14 protein-coding genes are annotated in these 17,379 nt (G+C 41.2%); 5 read left to right on the top strand and 9 right to left on the bottom strand.

What is annotated here, in order from left to right:
* Positions 1 to 93: 93 nt before the first annotated feature.
* On the bottom strand, positions 94 to 312 hold the full coding sequence (locus tag L3V77_RS09975) for a hypothetical protein (RefSeq protein ID WP_275134011.1): 219 nt from the start codon (positions 310 to 312) through the stop codon (positions 94 to 96).
* A gap of 149 nt (positions 313 to 461) precedes the next feature.
* A complete protein-coding gene (locus L3V77_RS09970; protein ID WP_275134010.1) occupies positions 462 to 1,016 on the bottom strand; it encodes a TMEM165/GDT1 family protein in 555 nt (184 codons plus the stop codon).
* A 349-nt stretch (positions 1,017 to 1,365) separates the two neighbouring features.
* On the opposite strand from L3V77_RS09970, the gene L3V77_RS09965 reads away from it, so the two are divergent.
* Positions 1,366 to 4,575, top strand: coding sequence for a DUF748 domain-containing protein (locus L3V77_RS09965; protein WP_275134009.1), 3,210 nt, complete (start codon positions 1,366 to 1,368; stop codon positions 4,573 to 4,575).
* A 128-nt stretch (positions 4,576 to 4,703) separates the two neighbouring features.
* Here the strand turns inward: L3V77_RS09965 and L3V77_RS09960 are convergent, their stop codons facing one another.
* The 4 genes from L3V77_RS09960 to glmS are packed head-to-tail and all read right to left on the bottom strand — an operon-like array spanning position 4,704 to position 9,242.
* The gene (locus L3V77_RS09960) at positions 4,704 to 6,275 is read right to left on the bottom strand and encodes an AMP-binding protein (protein WP_275134008.1); all 1,572 of its coding nucleotides are present in this window, start codon (positions 6,273 to 6,275) and stop codon (positions 4,704 to 4,706) included.
* Positions 6,266 to 7,471, bottom strand: coding sequence for a glutamate mutase L (locus L3V77_RS09955; RefSeq protein ID WP_275134007.1), 1,206 nt, complete (start codon positions 7,469 to 7,471; stop codon positions 6,266 to 6,268). Before L3V77_RS09955 ends, L3V77_RS09960 begins: the two co-directional genes overlap by 10 nt.
* Positions 7,468 to 8,832 carry a methylaspartate mutase gene (locus L3V77_RS09950; protein WP_195703460.1) on the bottom strand — a complete coding sequence of 455 codons (1,365 nt, stop codon included), beginning with the start codon at positions 8,830 to 8,832 and terminating at the stop codon, positions 7,468 to 7,470. The genes L3V77_RS09955 and L3V77_RS09950 overlap by 4 nt, the downstream gene beginning before the upstream one ends.
* Positions 8,829 to 9,242, bottom strand: a complete 414-nt coding sequence (gene glmS / locus L3V77_RS09945; RefSeq protein WP_275134006.1) for a methylaspartate mutase subunit S — start codon at positions 9,240 to 9,242, stop codon at positions 8,829 to 8,831. Before glmS ends, L3V77_RS09950 begins: the two co-directional genes overlap by 4 nt.
* A gap of 286 nt (positions 9,243 to 9,528) precedes the next feature.
* Here glmS and rraA point away from each other — a divergent pair, with 286 nt between their 5' ends.
* Both rraA and mog read left to right on the top strand, forming a co-directional pair.
* Positions 9,529 to 10,008 (top strand): ribonuclease E activity regulator RraA, encoded by a 480-nt coding sequence (gene rraA, locus L3V77_RS09940; RefSeq protein WP_275134005.1) that lies wholly within the window; start codon positions 9,529 to 9,531, stop codon positions 10,006 to 10,008.
* Positions 10,009 to 10,157: 149 nt separating this feature from the next.
* A complete protein-coding gene (mog, locus tag L3V77_RS09935; RefSeq protein ID WP_275134004.1) occupies positions 10,158 to 10,691 on the top strand; it encodes a molybdopterin adenylyltransferase in 534 nt (177 codons plus the stop codon).
* Positions 10,692 to 10,925: 234 nt separating this feature from the next.
* On the opposite strand, the gene L3V77_RS09930 is transcribed toward mog, so the two are convergent.
* The 3 genes from L3V77_RS09930 to argF form a co-directional block, all read right to left on the bottom strand.
* Positions 10,926 to 12,191, bottom strand: a complete 1,266-nt coding sequence (locus L3V77_RS09930) for a RidA family protein (RefSeq protein WP_275134003.1) — start codon at positions 12,189 to 12,191, stop codon at positions 10,926 to 10,928.
* A gap of 157 nt (positions 12,192 to 12,348) precedes the next feature.
* Positions 12,349 to 13,878, bottom strand: coding sequence for a YfcC family protein (locus L3V77_RS09925; protein WP_275134002.1), 1,530 nt, complete (start codon positions 13,876 to 13,878; stop codon positions 12,349 to 12,351).
* 53 nt (positions 13,879 to 13,931) lie between these two features.
* On the bottom strand, positions 13,932 to 14,936 hold the full coding sequence (argF, locus tag L3V77_RS09920) for an ornithine carbamoyltransferase (RefSeq protein ID WP_275134001.1): 1,005 nt from the start codon (positions 14,934 to 14,936) through the stop codon (positions 13,932 to 13,934).
* Positions 14,937 to 15,349: 413 nt separating this feature from the next.
* Here argF and arcC point away from each other — a divergent pair, with 413 nt between their 5' ends.
* Both arcC and L3V77_RS09910 read left to right on the top strand, forming a co-directional pair.
* Entirely contained in the window at positions 15,350 to 16,264 is a 915-nt protein-coding gene (arcC, locus tag L3V77_RS09915; RefSeq protein WP_275134000.1) for a carbamate kinase, read from the top strand.
* Between the two features lie 121 nt (positions 16,265 to 16,385).
* Positions 16,386 to 16,856 carry an arginine repressor gene (locus L3V77_RS09910; RefSeq protein ID WP_275133999.1) on the top strand — a complete coding sequence of 157 codons (471 nt, stop codon included), beginning with the start codon at positions 16,386 to 16,388 and terminating at the stop codon, positions 16,854 to 16,856.
* Positions 16,857 to 17,379 lie beyond the last annotated feature (523 nt).

Raw genomic sequence — 17,379 nt, 5'->3', positions numbered from 1 at the left:
ACTGGATAAGAAAAGAGAGGAACGAGTCCTAAACGTTTAATAATAAAAGGCGTAGAGGAAAAAACCTTTACGCCTTTTATAAGGTGAAATTGACTAATATCTACCGTTGTCTAAAGGAAACCATTGTTGTTCAATGTCGTCTAGTAGATATAAATGCCCGTCAGAATACTTAAGTTCGAATGCCCTTTGTTCACTATCAATGTAAGCGAGCCTAATGTCATTTGGTATCGCACTTGTTACAAGCAAATGATTAGGTTTAACGCTAGTGATATCGATAAATTTATCGAATGCTTCTTTAACTTGATATCGCATATCTCCTCCTGAGAATCAGTCCCTAATTAAATATAGGTCACATATTTATATTCAAATGTGACATAGATCACCTTTATATTCGAGAAGAGTGGAATGTAATTATGCAAAAATAACTCGATCCCATTCATATCTGCATCCGACATGAAGAGCTAAAGGCTGATAGCACCAATAGCTAATATTATAAATAACCCAGCTGTGATTTTTCGAATCAGTGCCAGTGGCAGTTTGTCTGCAGAGAGTTTACCAATCAGAACCACGGGGACATTTGCAAGCAACATACCGATAGTCGTCCCTAGCACCACTAACGTAAGGGCATCGGAATACTGCGCACCAAGGATAGATGTTGCAATCTGAGTTTTGTCTCCTATTTCTGCTATAAAGAAGGCAACAAAACTGGCAACGAAAGGCCCTTTGTTCGATATGCTTTCGTCTTCGTCTAATTTATCAGGGATAAGTACCCATCCTGCCATCGCTAAGAAACTAACGGCGAGAACCCATGTGAGCATTTCAGGGTTAATATAATCCGCTACTACAACGCCTAAATAGGCAGCTAAAGCATGATTTGCAATAGTCGCTAAGAAAATAGCCGTAATAATAGGAATGGGTTTTCGATATCGACTTGCAAGTAACAAGGACAGAAGTTGGGTTTTGTCGCCGATCTCGGCAAGTGCGACGGTGGTGATAGATATGGCTAGTACACTCAAAATAATCTCTGATAGGGTGGGAATTATAAAACCTAAGACAACGCACACCTCCCACCTCGGATAGTGTTCATTGTCTATGGTCTCACTAAATTCGATGTCAACCGAATCTTGAACGCCATGATGATTTTGCATCAATTATGTTGACGGACAAACCATTAACGCGGCAAGGCGTTTTGGCAAGTTACTCCCCAAAGACGATGCGGATATTAATGGTAAAATAATTGGATTGCAACACCAAAATCACGTTGGTCGCACTGGTTTAACCGTACGCTATAGGATAGAGTTATATTAGACTTACCTTTAATGCATTTTCTATAGATGCGTTGTATTTCAGAGTATGGATTACTGTATGAAAAATACCTTTGCTAGTGCCTTCAATCGTTTTAAATCTGCCCCGAAGTTGATAAGAATTTGTACTTATGTATTAGTGAGTTATGCCATTTACGCTGGATTGCTAGGTCTTGTCGTGCCTGCCGTTTTACAATCTCAAGCGCCTAAACAGTTGACAGAAATTCTTGGACGAGAGGTCGAAATTTCAGAAGTTAAAATTAACCCATTTTTGCTACGAGCAGAAATTAATGACGTGGTCATTGCAAAACGAGATGAAATGGGTGCCTTTGTAAGTGTTAAGCAGCTAAAGGTTGAATTTAATTTTTGGCAAAGTATCGTTAGTCTTACGCCGACCCTAGAATACCTGACGGTTCAAAACCCTTATATTTTTCTTGCTCGATTAAATGGTGAGAAGGAAAAGATGACCTTCAATTTTAGTGACATAGTCCAAAAGCTGACGACTAAGCAAGCAATTGATTCAAGCTCTGATATGGACACGGCCGTAGACGAACAAGAACACAAACCGACGTCCGATAAACTGTTTGCCGCAAAAACACACTCTATAAGTTTGAGCAATGGTCAGGTTGATTTTGAAGACGAACAGACAGGAGTAGAACTTGGCTATCAGAACATCAATTTTCACCTCAGTGAGCTGGATACGACCGCATTTACATTGACCGCGCCTACAGTGACAGAATCCAACACACAAACACCGTCGATCAATTCAATCGCCAATATCTATCGTTTGGGGATGACCGGGATAGATCAAAGCAAGTTGCAAATAGACGGCCAGTTTCAACTCCAACCTTTGGAATTCAGCGGTGATATCAGCTTAGTCAAGTTGCAACTTGCACCACTTTGGCCGTTTACTGACCATGTTATTGAGGCCGAATTGAGTTCCGGTGAAACGAGTTTTGCTTCTAATTATCATCTTAAGCAAGACAATGAACAGTTAGGATTTATTGCCAGTCAGGGGCAATTTTCTTTAGCGGATGTGATTTTCGACTATAAGCAACAACCAAAACTGAAACTGCCCACTCTAGAGCTTACTGGCATATCAGTTGATACCACTTCCCAACGTATTGACCTAGAAAAGCTCTCGTTAATGGGGCTTTGGATAGACGGTGACCTGAGTAATAAAGGACTTGATTTACAACGTCGTTTCACGGCTAAGGTAAAAAATACTCCGCCTATTGTGAAGGACGATTCAGCGGGCAAAGAAGCGTCAACGGAAAAAGAAACGTCGATATCGAGTGCAGATGAGACTCGGCGTTCAGTTGCGGAAGATAAAGAGTGGTTGGTGCAACTCAATTTATTTGATATGCAGCAGACGGATATCAACCTAAAAGAAGGAATGGTAAGTGGTGGCGTACGTTGGCGAGTGCATCCACTCAACATTAGCGTCGGTCCGGTAAGTAGTGATCTTAGCGCTCCAGTCGATTATACATTTGATTTTGGGATTGCCTCAGAGATTAATAAGCAACCTAGTCGTACACGGGGAACCTTTAGTAGTCAGGGGAAATTGGATATAAAAGCTCAGGAGTTAGACAGTCAGGTGCAATTAACTGGTCTGGAGTTGGCTCAGTTTCAACCGTATTTGGATCCACATCTGAATATTATATTGAGTCAAGGTTCCTTCAGTACGAAAGGGGGGTTTTCTGCTAACAGCCGAGGAAAAGCGGTATATAAGGGGCAAGTAGCGATAGACCAACTGTTGATTAAAGATGTCTTGCAAAAAGAGCCGTTATTAAAATGGACGCAAATGTCTATCGATTCGTTGATAGTTGATCAGGCGGATAACAGCCTTAAGATAAAAACTATTCTGTTGAATACGCCTTATGCCAAGGTGATTGTTGCCAAGGATTTACGCACAAATATTGGTGCAGTCTCTAAGTCTGGCGCAGAAACAACAGAGACTGAGTCGGCGACGCCACAACCGACATTAAACACAACGCAGGAAGACAAACAGAAAACCGCCACGTCGAATAAAACAAATGGTTCTGACCTATCGGTGGATATTGGAAAGATACAGATAGTTAATGGATCCGCGTTTTATGCAGATTATTCACTTACGCCTAACTTCGCATCGGGTATTGAATCCTTAGAAGGCTTTATAAAGAATATCTCTACAACACCAGATACCAAAGCGTTAGTCGACATAAAAGGGAATATAGATAAATATGCGCCGGTTTCGCTTGTTGGAGAAATAAACCCTCTTATTGAATCCCCCTATCTTGATCTGGATTTCAGTTTGAATAGCGTCGAGTTAACCTCGGTTAACCCTTACTCTGGGACATACGCTGGCTATTATATCGATAAAGGGCAGTTGTCACTCGACATCAACTACCGCCTTGAAAATAATCGATTAAAGGGAACTAATCACGTCGTTGTTGACCAGTTGATACTAGGTAAACCGAGTGAGTCATCGTTGGCGACAAGCCTGCCAGTTACTCTAGCCATTGGATTACTTCAGGATGGCGATGGTGTTATTGATCTTGGATTTGACGTCAATGGTGACGTAGAGAGCCCTGAGTTTAGCTTTGGTGGTGTTATTCTAAAGGCGCTGGTAAACATAGTGACCAAGGCGATTACTGCACCATTTTCTTTGCTTGCCAATTTAGTTGGCAGCGATGAAGAACTCAACCTGATTCAATATAAAGCAGGGATTTCAGTGTTAGATTCCCCGGGACAAGAGCGATTATTAAAGCTTGTTGAGGCCCTTAATGCGAGACCTAACCTACGCATCAGTGTTGAAGGGGCAGTATTGCTTGCAGAAGATAGCAGAGCTTTGGCAGAAACGAGGCTACAGAACAAGCTTTTGAAGACGAGCGGCTTACCTGAATTACCAGAAGATTTTAGTGCAAGCCGAATACCAAATACGGGTGTTTTACCCGATGCTCTGCAAGCACTATTTGTGCAAGAACTGAAACTAGACGTAAATGAAGAACGAATGAAAGTTGAACAAGTCTTAATCGATTCAAATGAAGGCGTTGAGGTTATTCCAGAACAGATTACGACAACACTGCATATTGGTATGTATAACCAATTGCTCAATGCTCAGACGATCAGCAATACCGATTTGGGTAGCCTTGCGGAAGAGAGAGCAAGAGCGGTTAAAACATTCTTAATTGAAAATGAGATAGACCCCGGTCGTGTCTTTATTCTTGATAGTAAGAGCAAACTTAAAACTGAGCAGAGACAGGCTTTGATGACGATTGATGCCGGTTAGAGTATAGAGGGGGTCTTATCGGGTTATTCAAAGCCACCTGTTTGCAGGTGGCTTTTTTATTTATGACTTTTTTGATGGTCGGCGGAGTGACAATCATGTTGGTCACAATCTTACTTCGTTTGGTATTATTAAACAGCAGAAAGATCCCGCTTCAATGCTTCTTTGTTTACTTGATTCTTATCGTTTTGCATTAGCGGCATAAATTTCTTATAAACCACTTTGTTAGGAATCATATAAGAGGCAAGGTGTTTGTTTAGTTCAAACAGGATCTCTGTTTCACTTATCTGACTTGGCGCAGAGTAGACCAAAACAATCTCTTCTTCGATAAGCTCATTCTCTAATCCAAATACGGCACAACGATCGATGGCGGGGATGTTTTTCTCAACGACAGACTCCACTTCAAAAGGAGAGACGCGGTAACCTCGAGTTTTTATCATGTCGTCGTTACGAGAAACGAAGTAGAAATAACCCTCTTCGTCTTTATAGACGTAATCACCTGTGGCAACAACGGTCTCATCGACAAGTTGGCCCTCTAGGTTGATAACATCCTTCAGTATTGAGACAGACTTAAAGCGTTCGGCCGTCTCTTCTGGTGCATTCCAGTAACCTTTATAGATATAACCGCCACGGTGGATAAGTTCACCGACTTCGCGTGGTGCGCACTCTTTCCCATCTTCGTTTATCACATATAACTCTACGTCGGGTATCGGCTTACCTATAGAATTAGGGCGAATCTGTACCTGTGAGGGGTCAAGATAAGTGGATCGGAACGCCTCGGTGAGACCGTGCATCGAATAGAAGTCGGCATTACGGAAAGTGCGCTTGCAGTCGTCTATCATTCTAGCGGTGACGTTACCGCCTGAAGAGGTAATGGTTTTCACTCGATCAAACAGTTCTGCACTTGGAATACGAGTTGATTCTTCATCAAACATTTGGGAAATATAGACGGGCATGACGGGGAGCACCGTCACTTTGTCGTCTATCAGATGGTTGAAGAACTCTTCCGGCAGAATAAAGCGGTGCATAGCGAGTGTCGCTTTCTTAATTAGGGTACAAAATAGTTGGTTTAGGCCGTAATCTAGATTGAAGAACAACACTCCGGAGATAACGTCATCGGTTTCAAGTTTTAGATACTGAGAAACGACTCTCGCGGAATCGATTAGATTACGATGCGAGATAACAATACCTTTAGGTGTTCCGGAAAGACCGAAGGAGTAAGTGATGACCGCTGAATCGTGGCCACTTATATCGCACTCATAGGGCTTGTTGTAGTATTTGTATATCTCTTCAAAAGAGGCGATCTCTTTATTGGCGGTATCATAAGAGATAACATGGCCGTCAAAATCGATCTCTTCAATGCTTTCTAACTTCATATTATCGGTAATAATACACTTGATATCACAATCTTTGATGATGTACTTAACCTGTTCAGGCTTAAGCATTTTACTCATCGGTACCAAGATATAGTCGGTTGAAAGTACAGCGAGATCCGCAATCATCTGCTCGATGCGTTTATTGGAATAGATACCAATTCGGGTATTTTTAGGGAGGCCAAGTTCCTTTAAATACAGCGCAACTTGATTCACCTTTTTGAACAATTCAGCGTAGGTGAGTTGACTGTCGTCCAAGACGATGGCGGTTTTATCGGCATGCGTCTCAACGGCGCTTTCTAGTAGGCTTCGAATACAGTTTATTGACATTCTAATTTTCCTTTTGCACCAAGAGTCCAAATATCATAATTGCTGTCTAGAATGGTGACGGGCTTATGGTCGGACGTCATAATTTTTTTATAGAAAAAGGCGATGATGTCTTCTATCTCTTCGGATGAGAGCACTTTGGTAATTCCCCCAGTGATCACAATAGAGTTAATCGCCAATAACTTGAGATTAATATACGCTTTTCGATAGTGTGAAATTTTGCACAAGACCAAAAAGATGGAAAGCTGCATCAGAATCTTCGTTGCTTTTTCACTTTGCTCTTCAAAGATATTCTCAGTGACTTTTAGGTGCATCAACAACTCATAAACGAATTCATTGTTTTGTGCAGCGAAGATCAAAGACTGTTTAGATTTATAGACCCCGAGTTTTTTAAAGACCAGACGGTCGTACTCGTTTTCTGTCACGATGTTGCCGTCAATAACGAGGTCTTTGGAGTAATGAATATCTGTCGTTGCGCCACCGATATCAAGCAAGATAAATGGGTCGACAACAGAAAAACTCGCATCGACATAAGGTAACGCTTGGTTAACGATATAGGGTGTCGAGTAGATCTGATTAGAGGTGACCTGGTATAGACCCTTGATATCTTCTTTACCTTCAATATCGAGTTGATAAAGATTGGTGAGATACTCTTTAAGGTTATCTTCAACAATATGCAATCGATCGTCGACAATGTTCGGTAAGGTGACCAAACTGTCCACTTTTTCCGAGAGCGTTAGGGCGTCCGGTTCGTTACCTACGAAGACTATGTTGGAATAGTTTAGCTGCTCCAAATAGCGATAGAGTGGCTCGCCAAAGATACCGCCATTCGCGTTAATACCTCCCACAACAATCACAACGTCTACCAAGTCACTAGGAATCGAATAATCAGCGATGTTTTGGTAGAGAATGGTATCAATGATGTTGATGCCGGAGTTAAACGCAATATTCGTAGCATATTTGAGTGAGAAGGAGTTTGTGACGCCGATAATTAACGTGCTTAAACCGCCATTCGCGGACGAGCAAATATGGACATTTTCTTTCTCATACTGGCTGACTCGTGAGCCGCACTTGTGCATCAAATCATCAAGAATATCTTTGTTGAAGTCTCGGAAATGCTGCTCAATCTGTTTTGAATCGGACACCTTAAAGTAGGTACTACCGATATCGATAAATAGTTTGTCTACGTTCTGGCTCATTGCATAATGCCTATATCATGAATTATGTCGTTAACGATGCTGGTGGTGTCTTTATTGAGGTCGCATTGTGAGCGCTCATATTCAAAACAGCGATCTGGGATTGGTACGCCACCTCGGTCGATGATTCGGATATTTTTGTTGGCATCACGAATAGTTATCATCTTGTTGTGGTTAATAATATGCGGAGAAAATGGCACATCGATTATCCCGCACTTGATGCAGTTAAAGGCTTTCCGCCACAGCGTGTCGGCAGGGTCGTTAAACACTGCATCCATAATTGCCATCACTTCGGCTGTTAATATCTCTTCTTCTTGCTCATCAACGATATTAGGCAACCCGTTGAGTATTCGGAGTGTATATTGTGTATCGGCAACGGTCTTTGCATTCGCTTCTTTCGTTGGAATACCAACGGCTTCTTCACGTGTTTTGGTGATAATTTTGTCCGCGCCGACCATGGATGCAATAACCGTCGACATGTTAATTAACTGTTCTGCATAGCTTTTGTTGGTTGGGAAAGCCCCCATCCATTGGTGATAAACCAAATGAATACTGGCATCGCCACAGCCAATCGCTTCTGCGTAATGTTTGGCTAATTTCTTAATTACCGCGCCAGTAACAATATCTTGATTCATTGAACCTTGCTGCGCGAACGACACAGAAAAAGACTTAACCCCTTCCTCCAATGAAAGCAGCATCTCCAACAGTTGGATAACGATAGTTATAGAAGGTGGGACCAAAGTGGCCGTTAATGGGCCAAACGATTCGCGATTAATCGGTTCATTAAGCTTAGAATAATTCGCGCAAACACGTTCTACATATTTCCAATACATGAACGCTTTGTCTAATGGGAAGTTCTTTGAATAGGGCAACAGATAGGTGATTGGACCGCCTTCAATTTCAAAAATACCTGAAGCAATGGCCGTTTCGATAAGTAGCCTCGCATCGGGTGTACCGTGTCGTAGACTGACCGGTTTGTTGAAATGCGTGATCATTTTACGCGTGGTGCGATAGCCGTGGTTCACCAACGGATAGCCGTTAAGCATATCTACGTCATTTTCTTCACTAAGGCGAAGCATTTTTTTCGCCGTGCCATAATCGTTAAGACGAGTATTTGAGTCTATCGTAAGAGGGAGCACATCGACGTTAGCGTTAACGAAAAACTCATTCAGAGCGAACTGCTTTTTATAAGTTGGGAAACCACCGCGTGGCTGAACGAGCATCTTCTCTTTCTTCTTAAAATGGTGAGAGATAAACAGTTCTTTGCTAGCGTTTGTGACGAATTCATTTACTTCATCAAAATCAAAGGTATCGACGTACTCATTGCTGAGAATTATCTCACGTTCTTCTTGAAGCAGGCTCATGCTTGACCTCTCTTTTCTATAAACTGTTCTAAAAGGTCAAGGCCAGTATTAAGGTCGATTTGGTGACAAACCAAGTCAAAGCCATATTTTTTGTATTTTTTAACGATTTCATCTGCGTCACCAGCACCCACTGTTAGGTTGCCACCAATCATCATGATGACGTCATCCAATCCTTTATATTGAGATTTCAGCGCTCTGACTTCTCGACTCCATCCTTCTGCTTCACCATTAAGTGAAGAGATGAGCAGTACTTCGGCGCCGGTCTCCACAACCGCATCGAAGAATTCTTCTAGGTGCGTATTCACACCCAAATTAAAAACTTGATACCCTCTAGCTTCGAGGGATAGTTCAATGAGTCGGTTGGCCACAACGTGGATATCGTTGCCAACTACTCCAGTCACTACTTTCATAAAAAACCTTTCCTGATTTCCGTATTAGGATTGTCTGTCTTTCTGTTTGGATGGCTGAATTGAAATTCCGCTCGTATTTATACCAATGTTCATTAGGCGTCTGGACATCTTTTTTGATCCAGTTGCTTGCAGCATACCACACTAAAAAAAGATGTAAAAAGAGTGGGTGTCCAAGTACCAATAATTTTTTACTGAGCCAGTATATTGGGGTTACTTGGCTATATATGAATGCTAGAATGCGAAACGAGCTTACAAGTCTAAAATTGATAAAAAACAAGGATGATTTATGAAATTTTTTACCGCAGATATCTGTGATGAGTACCCAGAAAGGACACGTGTTTTGGGCGCTGGATACCAAAACTTTGGTGGTGCTGATAAATGTCAGGGTGAGGTGATCACCATTAAGTTAAACAAAAACAATTCAGATCTGATCACGCTTCTAAGAGATGAAGATGGCACAGGTAAGGTTGTCGTTGTTGATGTAGACCAAGAATATTTTGCTGTTGTTGGTGAAAACCTAATGAAGTTTGCACATAACAATCACTACGCTGGCATCATCGTAAATGGTTATATTCGCGATACGTTTCAAATCAAAGACATCCCGGTTGTTCTTTATGCTTTGGGCACCTGTTCAAGAAAATCTATTCCTGTTACCTCTGGCAAGAGAGATGTCCCGTTGTCGTTTGGTGGCATTGAAGTGAAAACAGGCGACTATCTGTATGCAGATACCGACGGTGTTATTGTTAGCACTGAGAAGATCGTTTAACCCGCCATTGGTATAGTTAGGTTAGGTAAAGAACGTTGAGTCCCTGATCATGACGAAATGAGCAGGGATTTTTATTCTCCAAGGTTTATCCTCTCTACTTAATTCATTACACTTGGCCTTCAACAAGAATTTGGCCAAAGGGATAACAAATGACAAAAGCTAAAATCGGTATTGTTACGGTCAGTGACCGAGCAAGCGCTGGTGTATATGAAGACATTTCTGGTAAGGCAATTATTGAAACTCTGAATGAATATTTAATTTCTGAGTGGGAACCTATCTACGAAGTGATCCCAGATGAACAGGGTGTTATTGAAGCCACATTGATCAACATGGCTGATAAACAGAATTGTAGTCTGATTGTTACAACGGGAGGCACAGGGCCGGCAAAGCGTGATGTCACTCCTGAAGCAACAGAAGCCATATGCGATCGTATGATGCCTGGTTTTGGCGAACTCATGCGTGCTGAATCGCTGAAATTCGTTCCAACTGCTATTTTGTCACGCCAGACCGCCGGTCTTCGCAATGATACTTTAATTGTAAACCTACCTGGAAAACCGAAATCTATTCGTGAATGTCTGGATGCGGTATTCCCTGCGATACCTTATTGTATCGACCTGATGGAAGGTCCTTACCTGAAATGCAACGAAGAGGTGATAAAGCCTTTCCGTCCTAAACAGAAATAACTGGTAGGGATGGCAGCATGACAGACTAGATAGAATATGACATAAACGAGAAGCGACACTGGTGCGTTCACAGAACCTCAGATAGCTTTTAGCCGTCATAAAAATCACTAATTCTACTTCGCTTCGTAACATTACCTAATAGTGCAATGTTACGAAGTACCCTAGATTTACCCACAATGTCCATGCATGAGTTGCACAAATCTTACATCGTGTCAGTGTTGAGTTTAGTTTTTATCATGCTGGCGGAGGCGTACTCTCAGCGTTTGAAACAATGGCGTCAATTTGTACCAGAGCATCCATAGGGTTCGCTGAAACACCAATGACAGTTCTGGCAGGCAGCTCACCTTTAAAGAAGGTTATGTAAGCTTCGTTTACCGTATCTAGATCTTCAATATTGGTAAGTTGGATATTGATTTTAACGATATCATCCATAACGTGGTTAACGCTTTCTACAATCGACTTGATATTGTTCAGACATTGCATTGTCTGCTCTTTTACACCAACAGATACAATGTCATCTCTTTCAGGATCTACTGGGAGTTGAGCCGAAATATTGTTGTAGTGAGAAAAAGCGACGGTTTGCGTGGATAGAGCGCTTATTGGTGCATTTTCTGAGTTATTGAGTCTGATAGCGAGTCCATGTCTGTCTTCTACTTCTTGGGGTGGGGTGCCATCTCCATGAGATACCGTAGCATCAATTTGTACCAAAGCGTTCATAGGTAAACCAGACGCAATAACGATTGAGCGTGCAGGGACATAACCTACCGTTCTTGCGATAGCCGAGTCCGGGAAGAATGTGGTATACACCTTGTCCACTAGCTCAATATCGGTGAGATTTCTGACATGAATATTGATTTTAACAATATCATCAAAAGGAACGTCGATAGCTTCTAAAATTGACTTAATATTCTTTAGGCACTGGCCGGTCTGCTCTTTTGCTCCACCTGTTACGATAACGCCGCTTTTAGGATCAACCGGTAATTGACCCGAAATATGGTTGTAGTGGGAAAAAGCGATCGTCTGGGTTGATAGAGAGTTGCTTGGTGCATTCTTTGTATTTCTGACCAACTTGATAAGTTCACAAGGATCTTGTGGGTGTGTTCCTTCTCCGTTTGAAATTACGGCATCCATTTGTACTAAAGCCCCCTTCATTGGCAGTGCTGCAACAGCGAGTGTAGTACGAGTAGGAAAGTAGTTTTGGAAGAAGGTTGTATAAACGGCGTCTACCGCGTCAATATCTGAGATATTCTTGAGGTATACATTGATTCTTATAACGTCATACATGCCATGACCGACACTTTCTACAATATTTTTAATGTTTGTCAAACACTGCCTTGACTGCTCTTCTACACCACCTACGACAATTTCACCGGTCTTAAGATCGACAGGCAGTTGAGCCGAAATATTATTGTAGTGAGAAAATGCGACAGTCTGGGTAGAAAATGAGTCTATTGGTGCATTTTCGGTATTTCTTGAAAGTTTTATGATATCGCCACTCATTTCAGTATATCTCCTATATGAATAAATTTTTGTGTAAGTTTTAGTTGGAACGTTATGTGAAGTGAATACTAATTGGTAAAGGAAAAGAGAGCGGGTGATTTAAAATCAAACAAGGCGTTGATAAAAAGCTACCGCTTCTCTTTACTTGAGACATTCCCTAGATCATTGCAACTTGAATAACCAACATTAGTGCGCCAAAGCCAAGTACGAATAAGACCATCGGCCATACAAATTTCAGCCACTTGTTGTAAGACATACCTAGCATTTGCAATGTCGCAAGTACCAAGCCTGTTGGGGTTAGGAATAGCATTGCATACTGCCCCCAGTTATAAGCGGACACAACGATTTCGCGGGGGATACCAACGGTATCAGCTAGCGGTGCCATAATAGGCATAGAAAGTACAGCCAGACCCGAGGATGATGGAACGATAAAACCAAGCAAGGCAAAAACCAGCATTTGAACCACGATAAATACGCCACCTTCCATTCCAGACACTAAGTCTGAGGCTGCGAACAGGATAGTATCGGAGATCATACCGTTCTCTAGAACCAGGTTTACACCTCGGGCAAGACCAATGATTAGCGATACGCCAACTAGCTCTGATGCGCCTTTTGTAAACGAGTCCATCAATTTTTTCTCTGATAGCCCAGAGATAAACATAATAACGATGGTAATCGCTAGAAAGGACGCTGCCATCGTCGGAAACCACCATCCTCCCACCGATACACCCCAAATCATTAGAGGGAAGGCTAAAGCAAACATGGTAAGAATGACTTTACGGCGCAATGTAAATGGAATTTCATGGTCCATATCAACATCATTCATGTAGCGAGCTTCGAACTCTTCATGGTCATCGTAGGTGTATGAAAAACTTGGATCAGCCTTTACTTTTTTGCAATACCAGTACATGTAGCTAACTACGACTGCAAAACCTACGATCAAACCAAATACTCTGAACTCGATTCCTTCAGTAAATGGAATACCAGCAGCATTAGACGCAATAACTACTGAGAACGGATTGATAGTAGAGAATGTGGTGCCCATTGAACCAGCAAGAAATATTGCACCTACGCAGACGATAGAGTCATACCCAAGTGATAAGAAGATCGGGACTAGAATGGGGTAAAATGCAACGGCTTCTTCTTCCAAACCGCATGTAGTACCACCCAGTGCCATTACCAAACACACTGAGAATACCAATGTGAACTCACGCCCTTTGGTTTTCTTAGAAAGTGCTATCAGACCGGAATTAAATGCACCCGTTGCATTCACAACACCGATCATGCCACCAAGAACCAGAATGAATACAATCACATCAGCACCTTCTATGGTACCTTCAACCATGCTTTTGGTTACATCTCCAATTCCCTTATGCACAGGAGCTACACGCTCATAGGTGTCCGGAACAGCAATAGGCTTGCGGATAATACCGCCGGTAAATTGTTCTACCTTTATGTTTACTCCTAGCTTATCTAGCTCACCCTGAGTAGCTGCAATAGCTGAGACTTCACCGGAAGGCGTCGCTATCGACAACATACCGGTTTCTGAACTATAGGTAAGTTTTGAATAAGCCCCCGCTGGGATGAGCCATGTACACGCTACAGCCAGCAGAGTAATAACAAATAAAATGGTGAAAGCGCTAGGAAAAGCTCTAAATTTTGGTCGAGGAACGGCTACGCTTGACATAATTTGATCTCCAAAAAACACCCGACAGTTTTTGCTGTCGGGCTATTACAATATTAGTCACCTAACGTGGCTACCATAACTGCTTTAATTGTGTGCATACGGTTTTCCGCTTCGTCGAAGACAATCGAGTATTCGGACTCAAATACTTCTTCATCGACTTCTAGGCCTTTCATGCCATATTTTTCAGCCACTTCTGCACCAACGATAGTTTCATCGTTATGGAAAGCGGGAAGACAGTGCATGAATTTTACGTGTGGATTACCAGTCATTTCGATTACATTCATATTGACCTGATATGGTGTCATCATATTTACACGCTCATCCCATGCTTCTTTTGATTCCCCCATAGAGACCCATACATCGGTATACAGATAGTCACATCCTTGAACACCTTCCTGAACATTTTCGGTCATCACAATTTTTGCATTGGTGCTTTTGGCAATGGCACGGCACTCTTCTACAAGCTTTTCATCTGGCCAGAACTCTTTTGGTGCAACCATGCGAATTTCCATCCCCATCTTGGCCGCCCCGACCAAAAGTGAGTTGCCCATGTTGTTTCTCGCGTCACCTAAGTAGGCAAATGTCATTTCCTGTAAATTCTTACCTCTACCATGCTCTAACATTGTTAAGAAATCAGCCAGAATTTGAGTAGGGTGGAACTCTGTAGTTAGTCCGTTCCACACGGGTACACCTGCATAGGCTCCCAGTTCTTCAACAATGTTCTGCCCAAACCCACGGTACTCAATACCGTCATACATGCGACCCAATACTCGTGCAGTATCCTTCATTGATTCTTTGTGACCGATTTGAGAACCTGATGGACCGATATAGCTTACCTGAGCACCTTGATCGAAAGCGGCAACTTCAAATGCGCAGCGAGTACGGGTAGAGCTTTTTTCAAAAATTAGTGCAACATTTTTGCCTCGCAGACGGGGCTTTTCTGTACCTGAATACTTAGCCTTTTTAAGGTCTGCAGAAAGGTCAATAAGATGCTGGATTTCACGAGTAGATAGATCAAGTAACTTAAGAAAGTTACGATTGCGAAGATTAAAAGCCATTTGTATCCCTTATAAATTAATTAATTAAAAACTTTATTTAAAATGGTGGTTATTAATTAATGTACATGTGATTTTTGTTTTCTATCATTTGTTGAGTATGTTACCCCGATAACTTAATTTATATTTGAATGCGTTCACAAAAATAAAAATATAATTAGTAAAAACATTACTGTCATTATAACTAATTGTATAATAAAGATATTTTGTATTTATTGTGTAATTTAAATTTTTATTAATATTGTATTTAAATGCAGAGTGAATAGTTATCTATTGAATCTAGATATAGAGGCGTTAAATATTAAATTTATATTAATATTTTTAAAATAATATAAATTTAGGATGTTCGTCACGTTTTAGTTTCTATATTTAAATATAAGATTCAATACAGGAAATACAATAAACCGGAGATAAAAATGATTAAACCAACGTTAGTTGTCGCTATTGGTGGGAATGCCTTGCTTCAAAGAGGCGAAATTATGAGCTGTGAAAATCAAAAGAATAGTATAGAAGTTACAGCCACTGCACTTGCTAAACTGCACGAAAAATACCGACTGGTGCTGGTTCATGGAAATGGGCCACAAGTTGGGTTGTTGGCTCTACAAAATCTTGCATATCAGGACTGCTGCCCACCATACCCGTTCGATGTTTTGGGCGCTGAAACACAGGGAATGATAGGCTATTTGTTACAACAGAAACTAAAACAACAACTTCCAGATATGAATATTGAAACTATTCTTACTCAGGTTGAGGTTGATAAGAATGATCCTGCCATTAAAGAGCCAAGTAAGTTTATTGGTCCGGTTTATGAAAAAGAAGAGGCGACACAATTAGCAGAAGCAAACAATTGGGTTATTAAGCCTGACGGTGACAAATGGCGTCGTGTTGTTCCGTCCCCTATGCCAAAAGATATTATTGAAATTGATGCTATACGCAGTTTACTTGAAAAAGATCATTTGGTTATCTGTGGCGGTGGCGGTGGTGTACCAGTAATTAAAGATAAAAAAGGTTACTACACTGGTTTTGAAGCCGTTATTGATAAGGACATGACAGCAGCGTTGATCGCACAGGAGTTGAATGCAGATGATCTTCTTATTTTGACTGCGGGAGAAAATGTTTGCATTGATTGGGGTAAACCAACTCAAGAAAAGTTATATGATGAAACTGTGGCGACGATGCGCAGTTATCAATTTGCAGCTGGCTCTATGGGGCCAAAGGTTGATGCATGTTGCCTGTTTGCAGAAAGATCAAAAGGTATTGGCCACATTGGTGATCTGTACAAAGCTCTCGAAATAATGAACGGTTCGTCCGGTACTCATATCAGAATGTGATATTGGAATTAGTTACAGCATATTTCTATTAGTAATATGCTGTTTCTGAGTGCTGAAACACGGAATCGTTTTGCATTTAATAGTTATGATAATACAACTTCAATACCAATGATGAATTTTCATGACTAAAAACACTCAACATGATGCTATTGCTAGAACAATTAAGCAGGCGATTCTTCAAGAAGCGGTTAGTTCTCAGGCTCAGCTTGTTGATATTTTGGAAAAAGCAGGGCTTGGTAAAATTCACCAGTCGATGGTATCACGAACTCTGACTAAGTTAGGTGCAGTCAGAATAGTCAATGACAACAACCAACTGGTTTATCAGCTTCCTCATGAATTAGAGATGCCAACAACGAAAACCAATATCGAGGAAATGATTAACGATATTGATTACAACCATTTTTTCATTATTATCAAAACTACACCATCAGCGGCTGAGCTTGTCGCTCGTTTAGTGGATTCTTTGCGATTTCAGATGGGAATCTTAGGCACTGTGTCGGGAGATGACACAATTTTAGTAACGCCAAGCAAGGGGACTGAACCACAAAACTTGACCCATGATTTGTCTGTTTTTTTTGGGCTCACCAGTTAATGGCTGTGTGGTTCAAAATTAAGTGGTGTTACAAACAATAGGTTTTCTAACCTGAGGTTTAGTAATTAAAGGTGTCTATTATTAAATAGAGTTGTTCCTTACTTTATACCTAGGTTAAACAAAGCTAATGACAGTACTGACATTCTAATTGTGTAAACGATTATTGGTCATTTACGGCAATGTTTTGTGGATTACCTTGAATTGATTAACTCCAATACGTCACGAGCTGACAGAATTGTAAAGATAAGAAAACTGCCTCCCTTGGGGCTTCGTTACGCTTTATTCCGTTTTTCCAGCACGTAGAAATACGGTTGTAGTGAGAAAGGGTAGCTGTTTATGCATTGATATTCGAAAACCATTTAAGAGGTGGATTTTGTCCAGAAGTGTGGTTATGTGAAATTGTAAGCTAACTCATTTGTGCCCCATAGTTTGTTACACACTCATATCTGATTTAAGTCAACCAACCTTCCAATATATAAATTAAGTTTGCTAATTTGATGTACCGTTTCGCGAAATCGCATAG

It is taken from the genome of Vibrio sp. DW001 (assembly GCF_029016285.1).
GTDB lineage: Bacteria > Pseudomonadota > Gammaproteobacteria > Enterobacterales > Vibrionaceae > Vibrio.
Note: the sequence above shows the minus strand (reverse complement) of the source record. Positions and strands in the feature narration are given on the sequence as shown.

Coding starts and splice junctions, on each gene's coding strand:
- L3V77_RS09975 (WP_275134011.1), bottom strand. CDS start 312: ATGCGATATCAAGTTAAAGAAGCATTCGATAAATTTATCGATATCACT.
- L3V77_RS09965 (WP_275134009.1), top strand. CDS start 1,366: ATGAAAAATACCTTTGCTAGTGCCTTCAATCGTTTTAAATCTGCCCCG.
- L3V77_RS09960 (WP_275134008.1), bottom strand. CDS start 6,275: ATGTCAATAAACTGTATTCGAAGCCTACTAGAAAGCGCCGTTGAGACG.
- L3V77_RS09955 (WP_275134007.1), bottom strand. CDS start 7,471: ATGAGCCAGAACGTAGACAAACTATTTATCGATATCGGTAGTACCTAC.
- L3V77_RS09950 (WP_195703460.1), bottom strand. CDS start 8,832: ATGAGCCTGCTTCAAGAAGAACGTGAGATAATTCTCAGCAATGAGTAC.
- glmS (WP_275134006.1), bottom strand. CDS start 9,242: ATGAAAGTAGTGACTGGAGTAGTTGGCAACGATATCCACGTTGTGGCC.
- rraA (WP_275134005.1), top strand. CDS start 9,529: ATGAAATTTTTTACCGCAGATATCTGTGATGAGTACCCAGAAAGGACA.
- mog (WP_275134004.1), top strand. CDS start 10,158: ATGACAAAAGCTAAAATCGGTATTGTTACGGTCAGTGACCGAGCAAGC.
- L3V77_RS09930 (WP_275134003.1), bottom strand. CDS start 12,191: ATGAGTGGCGATATCATAAAACTTTCAAGAAATACCGAAAATGCACCA.
- L3V77_RS09925 (WP_275134002.1), bottom strand. CDS start 13,878: ATGTCAAGCGTAGCCGTTCCTCGACCAAAATTTAGAGCTTTTCCTAGC.
- argF (WP_275134001.1), bottom strand. CDS start 14,936: ATGGCTTTTAATCTTCGCAATCGTAACTTTCTTAAGTTACTTGATCTA.
- arcC (WP_275134000.1), top strand. CDS start 15,350: ATGATTAAACCAACGTTAGTTGTCGCTATTGGTGGGAATGCCTTGCTT.
- L3V77_RS09910 (WP_275133999.1), top strand. CDS start 16,386: ATGACTAAAAACACTCAACATGATGCTATTGCTAGAACAATTAAGCAG.